Origin of the sequence: Roseimicrobium sp. ORNL1, assembly GCF_011044495.1 — a bacterium.
In the GTDB taxonomy this organism is placed as follows: domain Bacteria; phylum Verrucomicrobiota; class Verrucomicrobiia; order Verrucomicrobiales; family Verrucomicrobiaceae; genus Roseimicrobium.
In genome coordinates this window covers 4,374,341-4,394,371 of the sequence record NZ_CP049143.1, presented here as the reverse complement: position 1 = coordinate 4,394,371, position 20,031 = coordinate 4,374,341, and the positions used below count along the sequence as shown (strand labels likewise).

At 58.1% G+C, this 20,031-nt stretch carries 20 protein-coding genes; 11 read left to right on the top strand and 9 right to left on the bottom strand.

Translation table 11 applies throughout. The features are described from left to right. Window positions 1–198: 198 nt before the first annotated feature. From G5S37_RS17815 to G5S37_RS17805, 3 genes are all read left to right on the top strand, one after another. Window positions 199–1,320, top strand: coding sequence for a glycosyltransferase family 4 protein (locus G5S37_RS17815; protein ID WP_165205807.1), 1,122 nt, complete (start codon window positions 199–201; stop codon window positions 1,318–1,320). A 90-nt stretch (window positions 1,321–1,410) separates the two neighbouring features. Continuing rightward, window positions 1,411–2,112, top strand: coding sequence for a response regulator transcription factor (locus G5S37_RS17810; protein WP_165205806.1), 702 nt, complete (start codon window positions 1,411–1,413; stop codon window positions 2,110–2,112). A 113-nt stretch (window positions 2,113–2,225) separates the two neighbouring features. Further along, the gene (locus G5S37_RS17805; protein WP_165205805.1) at window positions 2,226–3,356 is read left to right on the top strand and encodes an ATP-binding protein; all 1,131 of its coding nucleotides are present in this window, start codon (window positions 2,226–2,228) and stop codon (window positions 3,354–3,356) included. A gap of 332 nt (window positions 3,357–3,688) precedes the next feature. Here G5S37_RS17805 and phoU read toward each other — a convergent pair whose 3' ends face one another. Further along, complete coding sequence (phoU, locus tag G5S37_RS17800; RefSeq protein ID WP_165205804.1) at window positions 3,689–4,357, bottom strand: phosphate signaling complex protein PhoU; 669 nt, start codon at window positions 4,355–4,357, stop codon at window positions 3,689–3,691. 247 nt (window positions 4,358–4,604) lie between these two features. On the opposite strand from phoU, the gene fabG reads away from it, so the two are divergent. The 3 genes from fabG (at window position 4,605) to G5S37_RS17785 (ending at window position 7,787) form a co-directional block, all read left to right on the top strand. Further along, on the top strand, window positions 4,605–5,351 hold the full coding sequence (fabG, locus tag G5S37_RS17795; protein ID WP_165205803.1) for a 3-oxoacyl-[acyl-carrier-protein] reductase: 747 nt from the start codon (window positions 4,605–4,607) through the stop codon (window positions 5,349–5,351). A 342-nt stretch (window positions 5,352–5,693) separates the two neighbouring features. Then, complete coding sequence (locus tag G5S37_RS17790; RefSeq protein WP_165205802.1) at window positions 5,694–6,503, top strand: hypothetical protein; 810 nt, start codon at window positions 5,694–5,696, stop codon at window positions 6,501–6,503. A 171-nt stretch (window positions 6,504–6,674) separates the two neighbouring features. Continuing rightward, on the top strand, window positions 6,675–7,787 hold the full coding sequence (locus G5S37_RS17785) for a hypothetical protein (RefSeq protein WP_165205801.1): 1,113 nt from the start codon (window positions 6,675–6,677) through the stop codon (window positions 7,785–7,787). Window positions 7,788–7,821: 34 nt separating this feature from the next. On the opposite strand, the gene G5S37_RS17780 is transcribed toward G5S37_RS17785, so the two are convergent. Further along, window positions 7,822–8,628, bottom strand: a complete 807-nt coding sequence (locus G5S37_RS17780; protein ID WP_165205800.1) for a sterol desaturase family protein — start codon at window positions 8,626–8,628, stop codon at window positions 7,822–7,824. Between the two features lie 88 nt (window positions 8,629–8,716). Here G5S37_RS17780 and G5S37_RS17775 point away from each other — a divergent pair, with 88 nt between their 5' ends. From G5S37_RS17775 to G5S37_RS17765, 3 genes are all read left to right on the top strand, one after another. Then, window positions 8,717–9,181: a hypothetical protein gene (locus G5S37_RS17775; RefSeq protein WP_165205799.1), complete on the top strand. Its 465-nt coding sequence runs from the start codon at window positions 8,717–8,719 to the stop codon at window positions 9,179–9,181. Next, window positions 9,135–10,040 (top strand): hypothetical protein, encoded by a 906-nt coding sequence (locus tag G5S37_RS17770; RefSeq protein ID WP_165205798.1) that lies wholly within the window; start codon window positions 9,135–9,137, stop codon window positions 10,038–10,040. The genes G5S37_RS17775 and G5S37_RS17770 overlap by 47 nt, the downstream gene beginning before the upstream one ends. A gap of 166 nt (window positions 10,041–10,206) precedes the next feature. Then, complete coding sequence (locus G5S37_RS17765; protein ID WP_165205797.1) at window positions 10,207–10,935, top strand: hypothetical protein; 729 nt, start codon at window positions 10,207–10,209, stop codon at window positions 10,933–10,935. Window positions 10,936–10,959: 24 nt separating this feature from the next. Here the strand turns inward: G5S37_RS17765 and G5S37_RS17760 are convergent, their stop codons facing one another. From G5S37_RS17760 to G5S37_RS17745, 4 genes are all read right to left on the bottom strand, one after another. Continuing rightward, window positions 10,960–11,964: a hypothetical protein gene (locus G5S37_RS17760; protein ID WP_165205796.1), complete on the bottom strand. Its 1,005-nt coding sequence runs from the start codon at window positions 11,962–11,964 to the stop codon at window positions 10,960–10,962. Between the two features lie 111 nt (window positions 11,965–12,075). Next, window positions 12,076–12,486, bottom strand: coding sequence for a hypothetical protein (locus G5S37_RS17755; protein WP_165205795.1), 411 nt, complete (start codon window positions 12,484–12,486; stop codon window positions 12,076–12,078). Window positions 12,487–12,741: 255 nt separating this feature from the next. After that, a complete protein-coding gene (gene cysS / locus G5S37_RS17750; protein WP_165205794.1) occupies window positions 12,742–14,172 on the bottom strand; it encodes a cysteine--tRNA ligase in 1,431 nt (476 codons plus the stop codon). Window positions 14,173–14,448: 276 nt separating this feature from the next. Continuing rightward, window positions 14,449–15,345: a PEP-CTERM sorting domain-containing protein gene (locus G5S37_RS17745; protein ID WP_165205793.1), complete on the bottom strand. Its 897-nt coding sequence runs from the start codon at window positions 15,343–15,345 to the stop codon at window positions 14,449–14,451. A 189-nt stretch (window positions 15,346–15,534) separates the two neighbouring features. Between G5S37_RS17745 and G5S37_RS17740 the strand changes: the two genes are divergently transcribed. After that, window positions 15,535–16,890 carry an MFS transporter gene (locus tag G5S37_RS17740; RefSeq protein ID WP_165205792.1) on the top strand — a complete coding sequence of 452 codons (1,356 nt, stop codon included), beginning with the start codon at window positions 15,535–15,537 and terminating at the stop codon, window positions 16,888–16,890. A gap of 156 nt (window positions 16,891–17,046) precedes the next feature. After that, window positions 17,047–18,315 carry a PQQ-binding-like beta-propeller repeat protein gene (locus G5S37_RS17735; RefSeq protein ID WP_165205791.1) on the top strand — a complete coding sequence of 423 codons (1,269 nt, stop codon included), beginning with the start codon at window positions 17,047–17,049 and terminating at the stop codon, window positions 18,313–18,315. A gap of 203 nt (window positions 18,316–18,518) precedes the next feature. Here the strand turns inward: G5S37_RS17735 and rpmF are convergent, their stop codons facing one another. Genes rpmF through coaD form a run of 3 tightly spaced genes read right to left on the bottom strand, consistent with a single transcriptional unit; the run spans window position 18,519 to window position 19,742 of the window. Beyond that, window positions 18,519–18,704: a 50S ribosomal protein L32 gene (gene rpmF / locus G5S37_RS17730; RefSeq protein WP_113961153.1), complete on the bottom strand. Its 186-nt coding sequence runs from the start codon at window positions 18,702–18,704 to the stop codon at window positions 18,519–18,521. Between the two features lie 3 nt (window positions 18,705–18,707). Beyond that, window positions 18,708–19,199 carry a DUF177 domain-containing protein gene (locus G5S37_RS17725; protein WP_165205790.1) on the bottom strand — a complete coding sequence of 164 codons (492 nt, stop codon included), beginning with the start codon at window positions 19,197–19,199 and terminating at the stop codon, window positions 18,708–18,710. Between the two features lie 60 nt (window positions 19,200–19,259). Continuing rightward, window positions 19,260–19,742, bottom strand: a complete 483-nt coding sequence (coaD, locus tag G5S37_RS17720; protein WP_165205789.1) for a pantetheine-phosphate adenylyltransferase — start codon at window positions 19,740–19,742, stop codon at window positions 19,260–19,262. Window positions 19,743–20,031 lie beyond the last annotated feature (289 nt).

The following is a 20,031-nucleotide window of genomic DNA, read 5'->3' as shown; positions in this document are numbered from 1 at the left end:
TTTACATTTTTCACTTTTCTTTTCTCATTTTGCATTGCCTGAAGGCGCTGCTCACACCTTCCGTTGGGATAGGACTTCACGGGTCAGCTATCCTCACTGACCGCCGAGGCTCGGCGGACTACTTTCGAACCTCAGAATGTGTCCATTTCGTGGCACTGCCCGTTGACTCTTGACCCGGTCCGTTCAACGGATGTTGCAATGCGAATTGCCCTCATTTACCACCAGTTTGTCCCGCGCGGCGGGCTGGAAGGTTACTTGCTGGAATTTGCCGCCCGATTGCACGCCGCAGGGCATGACCTGCACTTGGTGGGCTCGGAGATGAAAGAGGGGCTTGAGCGCAACCTGGATGCGACCATTCATCATGTGCCGCTGGTCAAGGGCTCCTCACTGCTGCGCCTGTGGCAGTTTGAGCAGTCCGCGCGGCGCATCGAGTCCGAACTGGATGTGGACGTGAGCATCGGCTTTGGCCGCACCACCAGCCATGACCTGCACCGCGCCGGCGGCGGGTGCCATGCGGTGTACTCCCGTCTGCTGCCCTGGTGGAAGCGTTTGGCACCGAAAAACCTTCTGGAACTCCAGCTGGAGCAGGAGCTGTACACCAAAGGGGACACGAAGCGCTTCATCGTGAATTCCTCCCAGGTCGCCGCGCAGATTCACCAGCACTACGGCACGGATGAGAGTCTCTTCCGGGTGATCCACACTGCGGTGGACACGGATCGCTTCCAGCCCTCCTTCCGGAAGGAGATCCTGCGGGAAAAAGTGTGTGACCTCCTGAAGACCGATCCGAAGCGGCCGGTCTTCCTTTTTGTCTCCCTCAGCCACCGGCGAAAGGGACTCGACGTCTTGCTCGACATGTGGGCGGATGTGGATGCGGATCTCTGGATCGTGGGGAAGCCTCTCAGCTACCTGGACGAGGTCATCATCAAAGCCCGTCGCCTGCAGGGAAAGGTGCGCACCATTTCGCCGCAGGCAGACATGTCCGGCCTGTATCAGGCGGCGGACTGGTTCATCCACCCCACGCTCTATGATGCGTGCGCGAATACCGTGCTGCAGAGCATGGCCTCCGGGGTGCCGGGGCTGATTTCGGTGAATGACGGGGCCATCGATTTTATCCGGGATGGAGAGAACGGTTTCCTGCTAAAAGAGCCCACCAATCCGGCCTCTGTGCTTGAGGTGGTGAAGCGCGCTTTGGCCATGGGAGACGAGGGTCGGGAGCGCCTGGGACAGGCCGCGCGGGAGACGATGGTGCCGCTCACGTGGGAGGCACATCTGCACAAGTGGTTGGACGTCATCGCGGAAGTGGCTCCCGAGACTGCTTGATTCGCAGGGTAAAGCGTGACAATGTTGTCACACAGGCTGGTTTGTTGAGTCCGACAGAACCGTCACAATTGGAGCATTCTTTAAAGCCCCATGTCTGACAAACCTCTCATCTTAATTGCCGACGACGAAGAAGACGTCCGCGAACTCGTTGGAATGAACCTCCGTCGCGCCGGATTCGAGACCGTGGAGGCTGCTGACGGACTGCAGGCTCTCACAGCCACCAGAGCCCGCCATCCGGACGCCATCGTGCTGGACGTGATGATGCCGGGCCGCGACGGGCTGCAGGTTTGCCAGGAACTCCGGGAGGATGACAGCACGCTGCGCATCCCCATCATCATGCTCACGGCAAAGGGCCAGACGCTGGACCGCATCGCCGGACTGGAGAAGGGCGCGGACGACTATCTTGCAAAGCCTTTCAGCCCCAAGGAGCTCGTGCTGCGCGTGCAGGCGCTCTTGCGCCGCTCTGCCGTGGTGGGGGAGGGAACAGAACTTAAGGAAGGTCCCTTCATCTTTGACCTCGCCAGCGTGCGCCTGACCATCAATGGCGCCCCCATGGAACTCACCCTGCTTGAGTTCAAGCTCCTCCACCTGCTGGCCAGCCGGAAAGGCGAAGTCGTGGAGCGGGACCACATCCTGCGTGAAGTCTGGGGCTACACGGGCAATGTGCAGACCCGCACCCTGGATACCCATGTGAAACGCCTTCGCGAGAAGCTGGGGGAATACGCCGACTGGCTGCAGACTTCGCGTGGCTTTGGGTATGTGTTTCGCGCCCCTGTGGCAGTAGCGGTCTGATATACCGCACGCTTCCCGTCTGACGAATCATGGAATTGTTCATCACTGCAAGCCTCTTGCTGGCAGTTGTGTTCGCCGGGTTGTGGTGGGGGGCTCAGCTGCGGAACTGGAAGATGAAACGCGCGCACGCCATCAAGGATCGCGAGGAACTTGCCTACCATGAGCGGACCCGGCAGCGGGCGGAAATGTTGCACCGGCTTGTAGAGGGCATCGAAGACGGCCTCTTCATCATCAGCAGCCGGCTCACGGTCCTCTTCGTCAATCGCGGGGCCATGAAGTTCTTCCCCCCCATCAGCAGTCCTGTGGGGCGCACGCTGCTGGAGTGTGTGCGGGACCACCGCATCGTGGAAATGGTACAGGGCAGCGTGGAGAGCGGGCAGCGGCAGAGGCAGGAGTTCCTGGTGTCCTCCCGCGGTGAAGGCAGCGGCGTGGAGGATCGCATCTTTTCGGTGGAGGCGGTACCCCTGAACGGCGATGCCCCCGGAGGCATGGAAGGTGGGGTGCTGGTGATCCTCCGTGATGAGACGGAGAAGCACACGCTCGAGCGTATCCGCAAGGACTTCGTGGCAAATGCCTCTCACGAACTGCGAACGCCACTTTCCATCATCAATGGCTACCTGGAGAACCTGGTGGAAGGAGACATCAGTGAGCCGGACGAAACGAAGCGCGCCTTCGGCATCATGCGCAAACATGGCGATCGCCTTGCGCAGATCGTGGAGGACCTTTTGATCATCAGCCGCATGGAGTCCGGTGAGCAGGAAGCCGTGCGCGTGGAGGAGTTTGATTTCAAAGCCTGTGCCCTGGATGTGATTCACCGTCTCACACCCGTGATCACCACGAAGGAGGCGAAGGTGGAGATGGTGCTGGTGGACAACTGCAGCCCCTACATCCACGGCGATCGGTACTACTGGGACCAGATCCTCTTCAATCTGGTGAGCAATGCCTTGAAGGAAAATCTGGCCCGCGGACTGCAGGTGACCATCCAGCTCAAGCAGGAGGGGGATACCTCAGAGATCCAGGTGAAGGACAATGGTGTGGGCATCCCGCACGCGGACCTGCCCTTTGTCTTCAAGCGCTTCTACCGCGTGGCGCGTCACCATTCCAAGGAGATCAAGGGCACCGGCCTGGGCCTCTCCATCGTGAAGCGCGCCGTGGAGGCCCATCAAGGCACCATCACCGTGCACAGCCGTCCCGGCATCGAAACGCTCTTCACCATCCGCGTGCCGAGAGCGCCGCGGGTGTAGAACGAGGGGCGTTGCAGGCCCGGGAAGAAATGCCGCAAAAGAACGCAGAGAACGCACAAAGGAAGCGGCCTGCGTGGAGTGGCAGAGTGGTAGGGATGTTTCCGAGTGCGGACGTGGATTGGGAGCCGGGAAAGGTAGCCGCAAAAAGACGCAAAAGGCACAAAAAGTGGGCTGCGTGGAGTGGTGTCACGCGGTGGTTTTTTCAGTTACCCGCTCATCCTCTTGTGCCTTTTGCGGCCATTCCGCAGTAACCCGAACGGAGTCGTGGACGCAAAAACGGCGCTGAGACAATCCCAGCGCCGTTGTCAAAAAGGTTTCGCTTCCTCGCGTGCTTACTTCACGTGGCGGATGTCACGCGCGACACCGGCGTACACGGCGTCTTCGCCGATGTTCACCGCGTGGTCACCGGCGCGCTCAAGGAAACGGGCCACGAACACGAGGTCGATGTAATCCTTGATGCGGGAGGTGTCTTCCTCCATGCGGGAGGTCATGCGCGCAATGAACTCGTTTTGAATGCGGTTGAGTTCTTTATCACGCGCTTTTAGACCCGTGGCGAGCTCCACATTCTCGTCGCGGAAGGCCTCAATGGCGTCTCCCAGCAGGGACATGGCCTGGGCGTGAATGGGCTCCACCATACGTGTTTCCGGAATCTCCACACTCTGGAGAATGCGCTTGGCCCGGCGGGCAATGTTGACCGCCTGGTCGCTGATGCGCTCCAAGTTGCTGGAAGCCTTCATCGTGCTGACGACACGGCGCAGGTCATGGGCCAGCGGGGTGAAGCGGGTGAGAATCGCAACGCCTTGAGCGTCAATCTGCTTCTCGAATTGGTCGACCGATTCGTCTTCGGCAATCACCTGATTGCACAGCATCACATCCCGTTCCAGCAATCCGCGTACGGCGTCGTTCAAACTTTGAGTGGTCAGGCTCGCCATGTGAAACAGGTTCTGGCGAAGCCGATCAAGAGCGTTGTCGAAGCTGGAGAGGATGTGTCTTTCGTTCATTTCCGAGTCGTCAGGCATCAGGAAGAGTGGGGTGGAGGAGGGGACCCAACATCACGACACCCCATAGAGCTACTGGTCTGGCGTGACGATTGTGTCACATTGACCCCCACGCAAGCAGAATAGGCCAGCTCGGTGAGCAAAAACTCAATCTACGGCGGTGGACCTCCACCTCCCTGAGGAAGCGGACTTTCACCCTCATTCACTTGCGCTTGCATCCCCCGTCGCACTGCACTAGGCAACCCGTCCCATGAGCAGACTCACAGGACGCACCGCAGTCATCACCGGCGCCGGCCGGGGCATTGGCAAGGCCATTGCCGAACGCTTCGCCGCCGAAGGCGCGAAGGTCGCCATCGTTTCCCGCACCGAGGCCAATTCCAACGCCACCGCCGAGGCCATCAACGCCGCGCACCCCGGAGCCGCCAAAGGCTATGCCGTGGACGTGTCCGACAGCACCGCCACCGCTGCCTTGGGCAAGCAGGTGCTCGCCGACTTCGGCAGCGTGGACATCCTGGTGAACAACGCCGGCGTCACCCGCGACGGCCTCGCCCTTCGCATGAGCGATGAGGACTGGGATGTGGTGCTCGACACCAACCTCAAGGGCGCCTTCAACCTCGTGAAAGCCTTCCAGCGCAGCATTCTGAAGAGCAAGACCGGCCGCATCCTCAATGTGGCCAGCGTTATCGGTCTCATCGGCAATGCCGGTCAGTGCAACTACGCCGCCAGCAAGGCGGGCCTCATCGGCTTCTCCAAATCGCTCGCCCGCGAGTTCGCCGGCCGCGCCGTCACCGTGAATGCCATCGCCCCCGGCTTCATCGTCACCGACATGACGAATGAGCTGAACGACCAGCAGAAGGACGGCGTGCTCAAGCAGATTCCCCTCGGCACCTTCGGTGATGCCGTGGACATCGCCAACACCGTCGCCTTCCTCGCCAGCGACGAAGCTCGCTACATCACCGGCCAGGTGATCGCGGTGGATGGTGGGATGGTGATGTGATTTTTCGACTTAAGAGTTAAGATAGGCCATGCTAAACTTTAACAGTAAGCCATTGCTATTGAATTGGTTTTGAACAAAATTTTATTGAGGAATTCTAAATTTTTGCTTGCGAGACGCGTTGAATCACGGCAGTTTTGCGGAACGGATACGGTTGAATCAAGGAATTGGTTCGCTTACGGGAGCGGTCGATGATTTGAAAAAATCTCGATTAACTGTAGACGGAGTAAGCCGAACTTACTCTAACCTTGTGTAGGCCATACAAGGGACGTCATCATCTATATGTAAAGGCAACATCCTTTTTTATAAGCCGGAGGGAAGTATTCCCTCCGGCTTTCTTCTGCGATGAATAACATCAAGAATACCAATTTGGCGCGAACCGTGGTCGATATTATCCGTGAAGTAGGCGGAACGATTCTGGGGAGTCAACTGGGGCTGCGCTTGAATGACCGATTGCCAGAGTGGAATAGCGCAAAGGATTTTCCGTCCCTTCGCTCGATGGTAACGACGTGTGTCCCAGAGGTCACCATTGTAAAGGATCCTAGCACTGGCGATGTTTATAGCGTGGCAACCAGTCGTCTGAATACGGGATGGAATGTGTTTCGCAATCCGATTCTGGATGGGACTGTGCTTCTAAAGCCGGATAACAGCTTGGTTGCGGCGGAGAGTGAACTCAAATGTGGTCTAGAGGACCTGCTGGTTCCAAGGCTGACTCACGAGGACCAGCGCCACATCATGAAGCAATTTTCGGACGCGCATGTCGCTCCAGAGATGCAACCGCAGTTTGAGGCGTCAATATCATCCCAATCTCCAGATTATTGGAAGCTTTTTGTGGAGTGTTTGAAGGTCTCCGGCTTACAGAAGGAATGGGTGAAGTTTCGCTTTGAACGCCAGCGAGAATTGCTGGGAGTCAGGCTTCGCGATTTGGGCTGTTCTGCCGAAAAAATTCATGAAATAACAACGCGTGCTATCGCGGAGACGAAAGGTGGCAGGTCGGAACGTGAGCGCTCAGTAGCGCAAGGTGTGGAGAAAAAACGTATTGCATCAATCCAAGATTTAGCTATGGAAGTACTAAGTCGACTTTCAGAGGAGCAACTTGGAAGCTTGCAAGTTCCATTAGGAAAAGTCTGGGAGGCGATGCGCGTAAATCGATAGATTGCGCCAAGATCCAGTTATTAGCGCGACGTGGTTACAGAAGGGATTAGTCCTGCAAAAATTGTAGTAGTTTGCGATGAGGCAAGTTACTCCAGCTTGAGCACGCGCATTAATCGAATAACAGGACTCCCACAATGGGGACGGAATGCGCGCCGAAAGCATGCTATTGTGGTGCTTCCCGTCCCTGAAGGCGGAGGGACCGATGAGGAAAGAGTCTCAGATATACTCTACAACTACAGGGACGCTTCAATTTTCATCGACCCTGTTCTCAAGGGTACCGAACCGAGGCTCTGGAGTCGTTTCGAGGAATTGAGAATCTCGAGTACTGAGCTGTTAGTGATGCTGCCAAAAACGGCTACAGCGTTGGTGGAGATTTTAAGGAGAGAGATCGTGAGAGCTGGGCTGGACTTTCAATCCAGACTAACGGAAAGTCTCGCCTCTTCATATGGGGACGTTCCATCTTGGGATGCGCAAATCGAGGAGTGGAAGGCCCAATTTGGGGCGTTTGGTGTGCTGTCCTACGGCGATGCAATATTATCTTGTGTAGAAGTGATTGATCGAGGAGAGCTTCGAAAGTTTTTTGCGAATCCTACAATTGCTTATAGTGTGTTGACTCGCACCGGTTCGGACTTGGAAATAGTTAGGCAGATGCAGAGCTGTCTGGGAGGCGACCACGAACCTCTCCGCTTGCTTGAATTTGTAAGGGTCCATCACACGGAGCGTGGGGTGGTTCACGTGGTCACCGACTCATTACACAGCGGATCACAGGCTCTTGAACAATTGATGGTGATTATAGCCGAGTGCCGAGAATTCGCCGGGGTGGTTCAATTGTTTCCGCTTCACGCAACTCGGTGGGGAGTGCGTAATTTGTTGAATCAGGTGAAAAAGAATGTCAGGACGTTCGAAGTTAAGGTTGACCTTACTCAAAGTTTTGTAGTCGAAAATGTGAAGGAAGAAGGAGAGGGTGTGCGGAGACTCTCCGAGCTTGAATTGAGGCTTGAGCATCTGGGATATCCAGATTCATTTATTCAGAAAATAGTTAAGTTCAGTCGCGACATTGGCGCATGCCTTAAGCAGCAGGAAGACGGTCTTGAATTTCCAGACAGGAACGTGGGGTTGGGAGGCTGGGGGTTGGGGCTGACGTCAATGGTCGATTGTTACCCGGGAAAGGCTATGTTGCCCCTACTCCGCTTGAGCGGTATAGTCGAGATAAGTGGTGGAGCCTCGAAAAAAGTGCTCTGGAGGGGACTTCTAGTTCACAAGAACGCCAGTGGAGCGGGATAAAGGTTGGGTTTAAGAACTTGCGTTGAAAGTATTCTCAGCTCGACCTCGGCCTCTTCCTGAACGGATACATCATCTGCCCCCAGAAGCTCTCCGGCACGGAATCATCATGTACGCCGAACTCCGTCGGCTGTTTGTGACTCGGCAGGTAGAAGGTACCGAAGATCACATCCCACACCGGCAGCAGCCCAGCGAAGTTCATGTCGATCGCTTCATCCTCCTTCGTGTGGTGCCAGCGATGGAAGGCCGGGCTCGCAATCACATGACGGAGCGGCCCAAAGCTCCATGACACATTCGCATGGATGAAAATGGAATAGAATGTGAGGAAGGGCACATACGCCGCAATCACCACCGGTGAAAAGCCCAGCAGCACAAACGGCACCGCCTGGAAGACACGCGACACGATGTCATTCACCGGATGCAGCCGCACAGAGGAGAGCCAGTCCAGTTCCTTCGCGCTGTGATGTACGGCATGAAAGGCCCACAGACGTCGCGAGTGAAACCAGCGATGTGTCCAATAGCCGATGAAGTCACCAATCACGAGGATGAGCACCGCCTGCAGCCACGGTGGAAGACTCAGCACCGGACCATAACCCGCGGCAATCGTTTCCTTGTTCAGCGACCTGCCCATGAGCAGCAGTGGCGGCACGAGAGCGACGAGCACAGCCATCTGGGAAATCGACTTGGAGATGAGAGGCGTGAAAAACCAGTACACCACGTCCGTCCAAAATCCCTTCCGCACCTTCTTCTGCCCCTTGATGCTGGGCCACAAAAACTCCACCGCCCAGAAGATGAGCGTGAGCAGCGTGAAGGCCATCGTGAGACCGATCAATTTCTGGGTCATGAGAAGCACTGACGCTGCGTCCCACAAACTGGTTACAGATGGACAATTGGTCGGGCTTCCCCCAGAGTGCTTGCGCACTGTCCTACCGATGAAACTAGCCACCCTCCTGTGTTTTGCCTTTTGCGTGTTGATGCCCGGTTTTGTGTTGGCCGACTCACCGCTGGAAATTCGTCTTGTCGTCGCACCTGGAACGCCCGGTGCAGTGAAGATGGTGTGGGGCGAGGATGAGGCGATCTACTGCGCGAAGGAGTCGCTGCTGGATCACAAGTCTGTCGCGGAAGCAGCCGTGCTGTCCATCGGAGCCAAGGAACCGCGCTGGGAAGTGGAAGTGCGATTCAATGAGAAGGGCAAGGCAGCATTTGCCAAGTCCACCACAGATCACAACGGAGAACAACTCGCGGTGCTCTCGAATGGGAAGCTGATGGTGGTGGCCCGCGTTACCTCGCCCATCACCGGTGGCACGCTTCGCATCTCGGGAAACCTGACCAAGGAAGAAGCCACGGATCTTGCGGCAACCATCCAGGCTGCAGTACCGAAGCCCGCCAATCCCTGAACTGCGTGAATGTATGATGACCTGGCGCACCCTGTTACATTCGACTCTGGTGGGAGCGTTCTGCTTTTCGTGGGGCACACTCCGTGGGGAAGAAGATGCGGCGAAGGTCAAGGCCATCCAGGAAATGGGACCAGTGGGCTATGTGGAAAAAATTCTGAATGACCCCGTGTTGGGCCAGTTCACGGATCCCCGGGGCAGGCTGGACATGCTGGAGAAGATCGGAAAGTGGCAGGATGTGCCGCTGAATCGGGTCAGTGTGAAAATTCACCAGCCGAGCGCCTTTCACGAGGCTCGATGCATGCTGGCTCTGGCCAAGGACAAAGGCCTGATCATTACCTCGGTATACGCCGCGAACCATGGCAAATGGCAGCCCTTTGACTTCAGGGTGGTGGAGTTTCCCTCCGGCTGCCATACGGTGATCAAGTTGAGTTATCCCGTGTTACCACCGTATTCCGCCGACACGAAATTCATTCAGGACGTCACGGCTGCAATCGAACAGTGCATCGCCAAGAAGAAGAACCAGCCCTACATTGATCTGATGGCCGCGCTGGCGGAGCGTGCCAACGGGCTCCCACCCTACGTCCTGGCACGGGTCGATCAGGTCATGAAGAATTGCGGGTTCAGTCAGGGGCTGCTGGAGCTTTATGAACATCGTCCTGAGGTCAGGCATCTTGGCTCGAAGGCCATCACGGACGAATTGTTCGCCTCGGTATTTTTACTGGATACCAATACCTTGCCAGGGGTGCTGGTTGCGATCACCTACCTTCACGAGGGCAAGCCTGTCATTGTCGATACCTTCCTCTCTTACGCCTCTGCGGCACTCCTGTATCTGCCGAGTGAGGCCGCGAAAGGTTCCTAGTCAAGCTATCCTCAGAAGCCGTCCCAGCGCTCCATCTGCCGTACCTATGAACCGAGTGTGTCTTCTTCTTGCCGCCTGGATGGTTCTTCTGTCGGGATCTCATGCGGATGAAGGTGATGCCGCGGAGATCCAGCGTGACGGCATGGGGCCCTTTTTGCAACGCATCATGGACCATCCGGCAATGAGCTCTGTCTTTGATGAAAAGGCCAGGGCTGATATGGCGCAAAAGTTTGAGCGCTTGCGGGGGAGTAAACCGACGAAGGTCACCTCCCGAGTGGTGAGCCCCATGGCACCGGTGGAGTTTCGATTCGCTTTTGTCCAATACGACGAAATGGCCTATGCCATTGTGGTCACAGGCACACGGCGTGGTGGCGAGTGGCTTCCTTTTGCCATTTCCGTGTCCAGCGTGAATGAGGTTGCCGCTTTGACTGGCGAGTTGCCACAATTTTACCGATTCCTGCCCAAATATGAAATGAATGCTTCCCTGATCGCCACCACGGGGGCGGCGTTGAAGGAGGCCGTGGCCGCGCAAGATTATGGAATCTTTGACCGCTACATCCGACGCCTCGCTGCCGATGCAGGCCCTCTGCCGTCGTTCTTTGATCTTGATCTGACGAGCCGGGAGAACTTCAACAATCGCGCGAATGCAATGCTCAAGCAGTTGGGCTTCAGACCGGAGGTCAGCTTTCTCGGAGCTCGATCACTTACCGACGATTTCTTCATTGCCGCTTTCTCTTGTGAGACGAAGTTCGGGCCGGGTGTGATGCTTGCCTTCTTCCTTCTCCACGAAGGCAAGCCGAGCATCGTTGCCGGGCAGATTGAACTTGGAACGAAGGCGCTCACGTTCCTACCGGACATGCAGAAGCCAGAGAAGGTTACAGACGCGGGCCGTTGATTGATCGACTCGATTCTTCGGGCCTCACGGACGGTGCAGCACCGTCTCGATCATCTTCACCACGGTCTTCGCACGATCACGGGACAGGCGCTCCATGAGGAAGGGCGTCATCATGTCACGTCCCGCTTGTCCCAGCAGTCTCACGGCACGCACACGTTCCTCCGGGGTGCCTTGCACGGCGAGCTTTTGGAGCTCGGGCAGCAGCAGATCTGGTGTAAGCAGGATCCACGAAGCCGCAGCTTCACGCACTTGCTTGGAGGACGTCACTGCCATGACGGATGCTTCCACGGGAAGGAGGGAGGCGCTTACTCCGGCACGGTGGAGGACATCGATGATGTGTGACTTGCCACGGTGATCCGCGTTTGCCAGGCACTCGCGCACGGTGTCGGGATGTGCTGTGAATGCAGAGGCTGCTTCAGGCACTTTCAGGAAGAGCTCGGCAAAGCTGTGCTTCTGCACCTTGGCGCGTGACTGCTCCGTGATAAGCGCTGCACGCGCAAGCCACGTGGTAGGGTGACCGCTGAGTTTCAGCATGGACTCCAGCGCCTGCGATGGCAGCCGCGTCTCCTGCGGTTCTAGCGGCCATTGATTCGGCGGCGTGCGGGTGGCCTCCCACAGATAGATCTCCAGCCACTCCGCGCCTGCGGGAATGCCAGGGGAGACAGGGCGCTTCTCCGCAGGCTTGAGCAGCGCGTCATACACCAGTGCGAGACGCAGGTGAAATGCCGGATCTGTGATGGTGGTGCTGGCGAAGAAGGCGTCCCGCTCAGTGGGCGTGCGGTGTTGCCACGAATGCTTCTCGCATCGCAGGCCGAGAAGGCGTGCTGCCTCTGGCTGTGCTGCCACGCGATTGAGCACGCCTGCATTCTGACCGGTGACCACATACGTCATCAGATCACCCGCAAGTCCCGGCTCCAGTGTTTCCAGCGGGAGCAGATCTTGATACAGCAGTTCCAACTCGGCTTCAGGCAAGTCGGTGCGCCGCCACTCACCACCTGGTTTCGCCAAATTCTTCAGCCAGCCGAGCATGCCCCTACTAAGCCGAAGGAAGGCCCCCTCCGGCAAGCAAAAAGTCCGGTAGATTGATTTAGGAGCTGCACCGTGCGCAGCGGCGCGGCACGGGAGCCTGCGTCTCTACTCTTACCTGCCTGTGACCTCTGCCACCCGGCCGTTCTCGAAGCGCAGGTGAATGACCTTCTCCTTGGAGCCTTCCCCTCCGGGGATGAAAATGCCCAGCCGCTCGGTGCCATTCTGCATCACCGCCGGTCGGTGGGCGCTCCTTCTGGGATAGTACTTGTTCACCGCATCCATCACGTCGGACTCGGTCATGCCCACCTTCAGCGCAGCCTGGAAGTTATCATCGGCGCGTTCACCTGTGAAATTGATGGCATACCAGTAAATCCCCCCGGCAATCAGCAGGCAGGGAATGGCGACGAGTAGCAGCAGCCAGAACACCCAGCGCCGCACCGCACGCAGGGCAAAGATGGAAAGACCACTGCCAACGACCATGAAGGCCAGGGACGCATACTTGTTGATCAGGGCATCGAACATGGCTGCCGTAGGAACGAACGTGAGATGAGTATTAAATAAAATACGGAGGCGTCGAGCAGAAAACGTACCTCGTCAGTCTCCTCGCGATGTCAGAGGAAAGTAGTCCGCCGCCTCGGCGGCGTGCTTTGGGAATGCAAAATGAGAACTGAAAAGTGAAAAATGAAAAGTGATTGAGAGCGGCTTCACTTTGCACTTTTCATTTTGCATTTCTCACTTTGCATTGCTTTGAGTTCGCCGCAGGTGCAGGGGTTCCCCTCACTTCGGAATCAGCACATACCCATCCTTGGTGTCCTTCACGCTCCAGCCGAGTGCTTCGATTTGGCGGCGCAGATCATCCGCGGTGATGAAGTCTTTTGCCTTCTTCGCGGTCAGGCGTTGTTCGGCAAGTGCCTTCACTTCGTCAGGAGCATCGGCGACTTCGTCTTCCTTCACGGGAGGAAGTTCGAGGCCGAGTGCGGTGAGGATGAAATGCAGATCCAGGAAGACTGCCTTCGCCTCCACGGGGGAGAGCGTGGGTGCCTTGGTCTTGTTCACCACGGTGAAGACGCCACCGAGCGCGCCGGGGACGTTGAGATCCTGCAGCAGTTCTTCCCAGGCAGCCTGGAAGATGCCTGCGGTGCCGTGCTTTAGAAGTTCTGCGTAGCCGGGTGTGCTGGACACACCACCTTGCTCCTTCAGCCCCTTCTCAAACTTCGCCAGCTTCTGCAGTGCCTGACGCGATGCATCGAGCGAGTGGAAGGTGAAGTTCAGCGGTTGACGGTAGTTGCCACTGATCAAGGTATGGCGCACTTCCGCCGGTGTGTAGCCGCGGTCACGCAGATCCCCCAGCGTGTAGAGATTGCCCAGGCTCTTGCTCATTTTTCCTCCATCCACCATCAGGTGGGCGGAGTGCATCCACAGCCGCGCGAAGTGACCGCCGGTGGAGCAGCAGCTCTGCGCCATCTCATTCTCATGGTGCGGGAAAATCAAATCCATGCCACCACCGTGAAGGTCGAATTCTTCGCCGAGGTACTCCAGTGCCATGGCACTGCACTCCAGATGCCAGCCGGGGCGCCCCTTGCCCCACGGGCTGTCCCACGCGTTGTTGCCATCGGATTCCTTGTAGGCCTTCCACAGCACGAAGTCGGCGAGCGAGTCCTTGCTGTACTCATCGCTGTCCGTCGTGGTCTGGGCGGTGCCGAGTTGCAGTTCGCGTTTGTCCAGATGCGAAAGGCGTCCGTACTCCGCATAGGAGCCGACGCGGAAATACACCGAGCCATCCGGCGAGGCATATGCATTGCCCTTGGCAATGAGCTGCTCGATCATCCGGATTTGATGCGGGATGTGTTCGGTGGCCTTCGGCTCCACGTGGGGCGTGAGCAGGTTCAGCGAAACGCAGTCCCCATGGAATTGCTTCGTCCAAAACGTGGTGAACTCGGTCAGCGTCTGCTTCGCCGCAATCGAGTCGCGGATCGTCTTGTCATCCACATCCGTGATGTTGCGCACGTGTTTGGTCTTCAGACCGCTGAGCTCCACCACACGGCGGAAGACGTCCTGCGCGATGAACGTGCGGAAGTTCCCAATGTGCGCCGGCCCGTACACCGTGGGTCCGCAGCAGTAGAAGCGCAGGGTGGCGCCATCGGAGGGCTGCACCGGGCGGGTCGTGCGGGTCAGGGTGTCGTGGAGTTGCAGAGTCTGGCTGGCCATGGGTAGGAAAGGGCGGAAGATGCGCGGGAGCCCGTGATTTGCAATGGATTGCCAGCAGATACGCGCTGTGGGCAAGCGGGATCCTGAGGAATGGCAGCAAAAGAACGCAGAGAACGCAAAAGATTGGGGCCAGGGTAGTGTCCGCACTCAATGGCGATTTTTACCTGTAGACGGGTACCAGGGCACTTGCGTTACAGCTCGCCCTTCGGCATGGCGCGTCCTTCGCTCCAACCTTTTGCGTTTTTTTGCGGCCATTCCTTTCAGCCGCCCACCGTCTTACCTGCGTCTGCGCCTACAGACCATGCCGATTGCTCCCAGCATCAGAAGCAGGGCCCGGCCGGGTTCGGGTACAACGATCACGGAATAGTTCACCCCATTGGGGAGCTCATCCACATAGGACGGCATGAAATTGAAGAGACTGAATCTTGGATCGCTGGTGACAGCCCAAGCAGAACCGAGGATGCCCCACTGGCCGTTCCAGAAGCCGAGCACGGCGCTGTTGGAGTCGCCGCTCTCGTAGAGTCCCGGATATTCCAGTGCCGCGCCGACGATATCGGCGTTAGGTCCGTTTTGAATGGAGCCATTGGCCTCGCTCAATATGAGGGGGCTGTAGGTGATTCTGCCAACGAGGTCCAATGTTTCGATGACCACGGTCCCCGAGTGGCCAAACATCGCGATCTGCATTCCCTCGTAGTCGCTGGTGCTTCCGCCAGTGAGGATGGGCAGCGGATTCACGCCCGGCAGTGAACTGGACAGGGTGTAGAGGCATAGCTCGGCATCTGAAGGAGAGCTGGCCGGAGCGGAGAGCAAGGCGATGCTGGCGATGGTGGCAGTGCCGATGGTGGTGCCGTCCCAGTACGAAATGGTAGAGCCGGGACTGAGTGCGTCATGGCTGCCGATGAAGGTCTGATTGCTCAGAGCAGCGTAGGTGCGGCCCGAGGCATCCCAAAACAGACCGGTCATGTCCAGACCCGCGAGCGCAAAGGAGGCGCTGGTGTTCGGCGTCAGATCACTATTCCAGATGGTGAAGCGATTGTTTACCTCCGCGGTGTATCCTGCCACCCACACCGCCTGCGCCGGTTGGACAGGCGCGAGCATGAGCAACGCGGTGAGGGCAGGCAGTCCCATCATCAGTTTGCCAGCACGATGGAGGCGGGAGGAGAGGGGGCTCATGGTCGGGGGAGGCCGGGCAGATAGCTTTGCGTGCGGATTTTGCAACTAGGCACGAGAGCACAACAGTGTCCATGGGTGAAAGTTTCGAAACAGCGACTGAGCGAAGACTTAGCGGATGGAGAGCGCACATCGATGCGCACGTTGTTTGCCATTGCGCGCTGGCAGACGTAATCCCAAGACCGCTCCGCCATGTCTTCTCCCGAATTGCTGCTGCCGATGCCTCATAATGCCCGCCTCTTTGTCTGGTTCCGGCTGCTGTTCAATTGCCGGTTCTACTATCCCGTCTACACGGTGCTGTTCCTCGACTTCGGGATGAACCTGGAGCAGTTCGCGATCCTCAATGTCGTCTGGGCCGTGACGATTGTATTGCTGGAGGTCCCGAGTGGCGCCCTGGCGGATGTGTTGGGCCGGCGGAACATGGTGGTGCTCGCCGCGGTGCTCATGGTGGTGGAGATGCTCGTGTTTGCCATGCTGCCAGTGGGCGGGCCGTGGGTTTTCTGGGTATTCATTGTGAACCGAGTCATCAGCGGCTCGGCAGAAGCCATGGCGAGCGGGGCGGATGAAGCGCTGGCGTACGACAGCATTCCCGAAGCGGAGCAATCCAACACCTGGCCGCGTGTGATGGCCCGACTCAGCCGCTGGATGCCGCTGGGTTTCATCGTCAGCTCGCTCATTGGCGCGTTCGTGTATGATGCTTCGAGTGTGAACCGCGCGTTGGCGTTTCTGGGTTGGGAACACGCGGATCTGGCAAAGGAGGTCACGCTCAAGTTCCCCATCTACCTTTGTGTGCTCACCGCGGTGCTTTGCCTCATGGTGACTCTCGCCATGAAAGAGCCAGCGGATCAGGGGGCCCGCGTGCACCCCACTTTCCGTGAAAACGTGCGTGCGAGCTTGCGGGGCATTCGGGAAGCGGCCGCATGGATCTGGCGTACTCCCGTGCCGCTGCTGCTGCTGACGCTGGGGTTCTTGCTGGATAGCATCGTGAGGTTGTTCTACACCGTGGCTAGCAACTACTACCGGCTCATCGGCCTCACCGAGGCTTCCTTCGGCGTCGTCTCGGTGCTGAGTTCACTAGCAGCCTTCTTCACCGTGCACTGGATGGAGTGGCTGGTGCGGCATCGTTCCTCAAAGTTCAACTTCGCCCTGGTCATTCTCATGGTGGCATGGGGACTGGTGGTGCTGGCGAATCCACTGCCGGGCTGGTGGGGGATTTTGGCCATCGCGCCGTTGCTGCTCTCCATGCGCTTCTTCCAGTTCTTCCTCTCTCACTACCTGAATGAAGTCACCAGCAGCGAGCGACGCGCCACCGTGCTGAGCTTCCGCGGGATGACGATGAATCTCGCGTATGGCGCCGTGACGCTACTCTTCGGCTGGCAGACCGCCTACCTCTCCGGCCGCTTGGGCGTGGGCAGTGAGGAGCCGCAAGTCTTTGCCGCTGCCCTCAAGTGGTGGCCGTGGTGGTTCGCAGGAACCATGCTGGCGTATTTCCTCTTCCGCGCGTGGCGAGTGAGGAGGTTAGGCGTCTCTCCTGACAGCGGGCGTTAGGCCTCCGGCCTGATCGAACTCATTCAAGCCCGAACGCAAGCGGCAGCCTGTGAACCGCCACCTGCTTCAGAAAACGAGCATAATTCCAATGGGGTAATAATTTCCCGTCATTGCAGGCGTTATGTGAGGTGGCCCACCAAGGCATCTCCATCCTCCATGAAGTCTGCTTTCTTCACGCTCCTCAGCCTTTCTGTCTCCCTATCCATACTTCCCGCCGCCAACTGGCTCCAATTTCGCGGGCCCACCGGAGATGGAGTGGTGACAGACACAAACGTGCCCCTGAAGTGGAGCGAGCGTGAGAACATGATCTGGAAGACCGAACTGCCCGGTCCCGGCTCCTCCAGCCCGATTGTGGTAGGCGATCGTGTCTTTCTCACCAGCTATAGCGGCTACGGCACCGATGTGCGTGAGCCCGGCGACCTCGCGAATCTCAAGCGACACGCCATCTGCCTCAGCAAGCGCGATGGGAAAATCCTCTGGCAGCACGAGGTGAAGTCCCCGTACCCGGACAAGCCCTATCAGGGCCAGTACATCACCATGCACGGTTACGCTTCGAGCACGCCAGTGAGCGATGGGCAAGGGGTGTTCTTCTTCCTTGGAAATGCCGGGGTGCATGCCTTCACGATCGACGGGCGCAAGGTGTGGGAAGTCAGTGTCGGGGAGAAGGCGCATGACTGGGGTGTGGGTACATCACCCATCCTGTATGGCGATCTCCTGATTGTGAATGCAGCTCACGAAAGCAACGCGCTCTTCGCTCTCGACCGCCGCACCGGCAAGACCGTCTGGAGCGTGAATGGTTTCCCGGCCTCATGGAACACTCCCACCATGGTGAAGGTGGATGGCCATGATGAGCTCGTGGTGAATGCCAGCGGGAAGCTGCGTGCCTTCAATCCCAAGACAGGTGACGAACTCTGGTCCTGCCAGGCCATTCGTGCGGCGGAGTTGTGCCCCACCATCGTGGCGCATGACGGCGTGATCTATATCTCCGGTGGCCCCAACAGCCAGTCCATGGCCATTCGCGCGGGAGGGAAGGGGGACGTCACTGCCACGCATGTGCTCTGGAAGCAGGCCAAGGGATCCAACGTGGGCTCCCCGGTGTATCACAATGGTTATCTCTACATCGTGAATGACTCACGGGGCTTTGCCATTTGTCTCGACGCAAAGACGGGCGACGTGGTTTACGAGCAGCCCATGCCCACCAAGCGCGACCGCTGGTACGCTTCCCCCTTGCTGGTGGGAGATCGCCTCTACTACGTGGGGCGCACCACCGGCACCGTCGTGCTCGCTGCGAAGCCGCAGTTCGAAGTGCTCGCCACCAATGTCATTGCTGGAGACGAAGCTGTATCCAATGCGAGCCCCGCCGTCTCAGATGGCCAACTCTTCCTGCGCTCGGATCGGTATGCGTATTGCATTGGTACTAAATAGGAGGTTAGGCGTCCTCGCCTGACAGCGGGCGTTAGACCTCCGGTCTGACCATCATCCTGTATTCAAGTGAGATTGGTCAGGCCGGAGGCCCAACCACCACTGTCAGGCGAGGACGCCTAACCTCCGATTGAAGCCAACAAAAAATCCCCGCAGCGCGAGGCACTGCAGGGATTAAAAATGGAGTTCGAGAAGGGGAGCCTGAGTTAGGCTGCTGCTTCGATGGTCTCGACCTGGCGATCGCCGTAGTAGCCGCACGAGGGGCACACGATGTGGCCGGGCTTGGAGGTGCCGCAGGAGGAGCAGGACTGCAGTTTGGGAGCGCTCCAGCGCTTGGCGCCGCGGCGCATCTTCTGCTTGCTCTTGGATTTTCTGCGTTTCGGACAGGCCATGGTCTAGTTTTTCTTAAGGTTCGTAAGCTGGTCGAGGGCCTCCCACGTATTCTTGCCTGAGGCATCGGGAGCTTCGTCTCCGGAAAGGTCCGTGGGTGAGTCGAATCTGCCCTCTGCCGGACATTCCCGCGGTGTTACGTTGCCCGTTTCACAGCGAGGATAGGTCGGAAGGGCCAGCAGGATGTCTTCCCTTAGAAGGTTTGTCAAGTCTGGTGTACCATTTTCGACAGGAATCTGATGGGCGAAATCAGTCTGCTCAATGCGGAGCTGGAAAGGCTCCAGGCAGCGGCCGCAGTCCAGCTCGAAGGTGGCGCTGACTTCCCCGGTCACGAACAGTGCACCGTCGTCATCCTTGGACACGTGAAGGTTGTACTCCAGGGGGCTCACGGGACGCGCCTGGTCTTTCTCAGACAGGTCGAAGAAGCTGGGCGGCAGGCTACCCTGCAGGTCCAGGCCGTCGGCTGGCAGGATATCGGGGTCAAATTGAAGGCTCATGGGAAAGGGGGAGAGTAGGGGATTCGCAAGGGTCTCTGAGAGAGCGGGAAGCGGCGTTTTTCAGCCGAGCTTCTTGCGCAGTGCCTTGGCCACACTGTCGGGCACAAAGGCGCTGATGTCTCCACCAAGTCTTGCTATTTCTTTTACGATCCGGGAGCTGATGTAGGTCAATTCTTCCCTCGGGGTGAGGAAAATCGTCTCCACCTGCGGATCCAGCTTCCGGTTCATCAGCGCCATCTGAAACTCAAACTCAAAGTCCGAGATGGCCCGCAGACCACGGACTACAGCGCAGGCCTGCTCCTGCTTGGCAAATTCCACCAGCAGGCCGGAGAAGAGGGTCACCCGCACATTTTCCAGACCCATCTCCCTTGCCGAGGCCTCGATCATGGCCACACGCTCCTCCATGGTGAAGAGGCTGGCCTTCTGATTGTCTCGCGCCACGGCGACCACCAATTCATCGAAAAGCCGCGCCGCTCGGGCCAGCACATCCAGATGACCATTGGTGATGGGATCGAAACTGCCGGGATAGATGCCTTTGCGCATGGGAACGGGTGATGGGCTGCTGTGCTGGGGAGCAGAGTAAAGAGCGCGGCAGGGGAGAGGAAAGGGAAATCTCTAGAAGGAGGTTGGGCCTTCCGGCCCGACAGAGGGCGTTAGGCCTTCTGGCCTGACATTTCTCGACATTCTCTGCACTGAGCTCGAAAACAAAACCGTCGGGCCGGAAGGCCCAACGCCCATAGTCAGGGCGGAAGCCCTAACCTCCGACCGAACCCTTTGCGTTTTTTGCGTTCTTTTGCGGCCAATCATTCAGTCCTGTAATCCCCCTGACCCC

Excerpts from the sequence above, each read along its gene's own strand:
- G5S37_RS17815 (WP_165205807.1), top strand. The coding sequence starts at position 199 with ATGCGAATTGCCCTCATTTACCACCAGTTTGTCCCGCGCGGCGGGCTG.
- G5S37_RS17810 (WP_165205806.1), top strand. The coding sequence starts at position 1,411 with ATGTCTGACAAACCTCTCATCTTAATTGCCGACGACGAAGAAGACGTC.
- G5S37_RS17805 (WP_165205805.1), top strand. The coding sequence starts at position 2,226 with ATGAAACGCGCGCACGCCATCAAGGATCGCGAGGAACTTGCCTACCAT.
- phoU (WP_165205804.1), bottom strand. The coding sequence starts at position 4,357 with ATGAACGAAAGACACATCCTCTCCAGCTTCGACAACGCTCTTGATCGG.
- fabG (WP_165205803.1), top strand. The coding sequence starts at position 4,605 with ATGAGCAGACTCACAGGACGCACCGCAGTCATCACCGGCGCCGGCCGG.
- G5S37_RS17790 (WP_165205802.1), top strand. The coding sequence starts at position 5,694 with ATGAATAACATCAAGAATACCAATTTGGCGCGAACCGTGGTCGATATT.
- G5S37_RS17780 (WP_165205800.1), bottom strand. The coding sequence starts at position 8,628 with ATGACCCAGAAATTGATCGGTCTCACGATGGCCTTCACGCTGCTCACG.
- G5S37_RS17775 (WP_165205799.1), top strand. The coding sequence starts at position 8,717 with ATGAAACTAGCCACCCTCCTGTGTTTTGCCTTTTGCGTGTTGATGCCC.
- G5S37_RS17765 (WP_165205797.1), top strand. The coding sequence starts at position 10,207 with ATGGACCATCCGGCAATGAGCTCTGTCTTTGATGAAAAGGCCAGGGCT.
- G5S37_RS17760 (WP_165205796.1), bottom strand. The coding sequence starts at position 11,964 with ATGCTCGGCTGGCTGAAGAATTTGGCGAAACCAGGTGGTGAGTGGCGG.
- G5S37_RS17755 (WP_165205795.1), bottom strand. The coding sequence starts at position 12,486 with ATGTTCGATGCCCTGATCAACAAGTATGCGTCCCTGGCCTTCATGGTC.
- cysS (WP_165205794.1), bottom strand. The coding sequence starts at position 14,172 with ATGGCCAGCCAGACTCTGCAACTCCACGACACCCTGACCCGCACGACC.
- G5S37_RS17745 (WP_165205793.1), bottom strand. The coding sequence starts at position 15,345 with ATGAGCCCCCTCTCCTCCCGCCTCCATCGTGCTGGCAAACTGATGATG.
- G5S37_RS17740 (WP_165205792.1), top strand. The coding sequence starts at position 15,535 with ATGTCTTCTCCCGAATTGCTGCTGCCGATGCCTCATAATGCCCGCCTC.
- G5S37_RS17735 (WP_165205791.1), top strand. The coding sequence starts at position 17,047 with ATGAAGTCTGCTTTCTTCACGCTCCTCAGCCTTTCTGTCTCCCTATCC.
- rpmF (WP_113961153.1), bottom strand. The coding sequence starts at position 18,704 with ATGGCCTGTCCGAAACGCAGAAAATCCAAGAGCAAGCAGAAGATGCGC.
- G5S37_RS17725 (WP_165205790.1), bottom strand. The coding sequence starts at position 19,199 with ATGAGCCTTCAATTTGACCCCGATATCCTGCCAGCCGACGGCCTGGAC.
- coaD (WP_165205789.1), bottom strand. The coding sequence starts at position 19,742 with ATGCGCAAAGGCATCTATCCCGGCAGTTTCGATCCCATCACCAATGGT.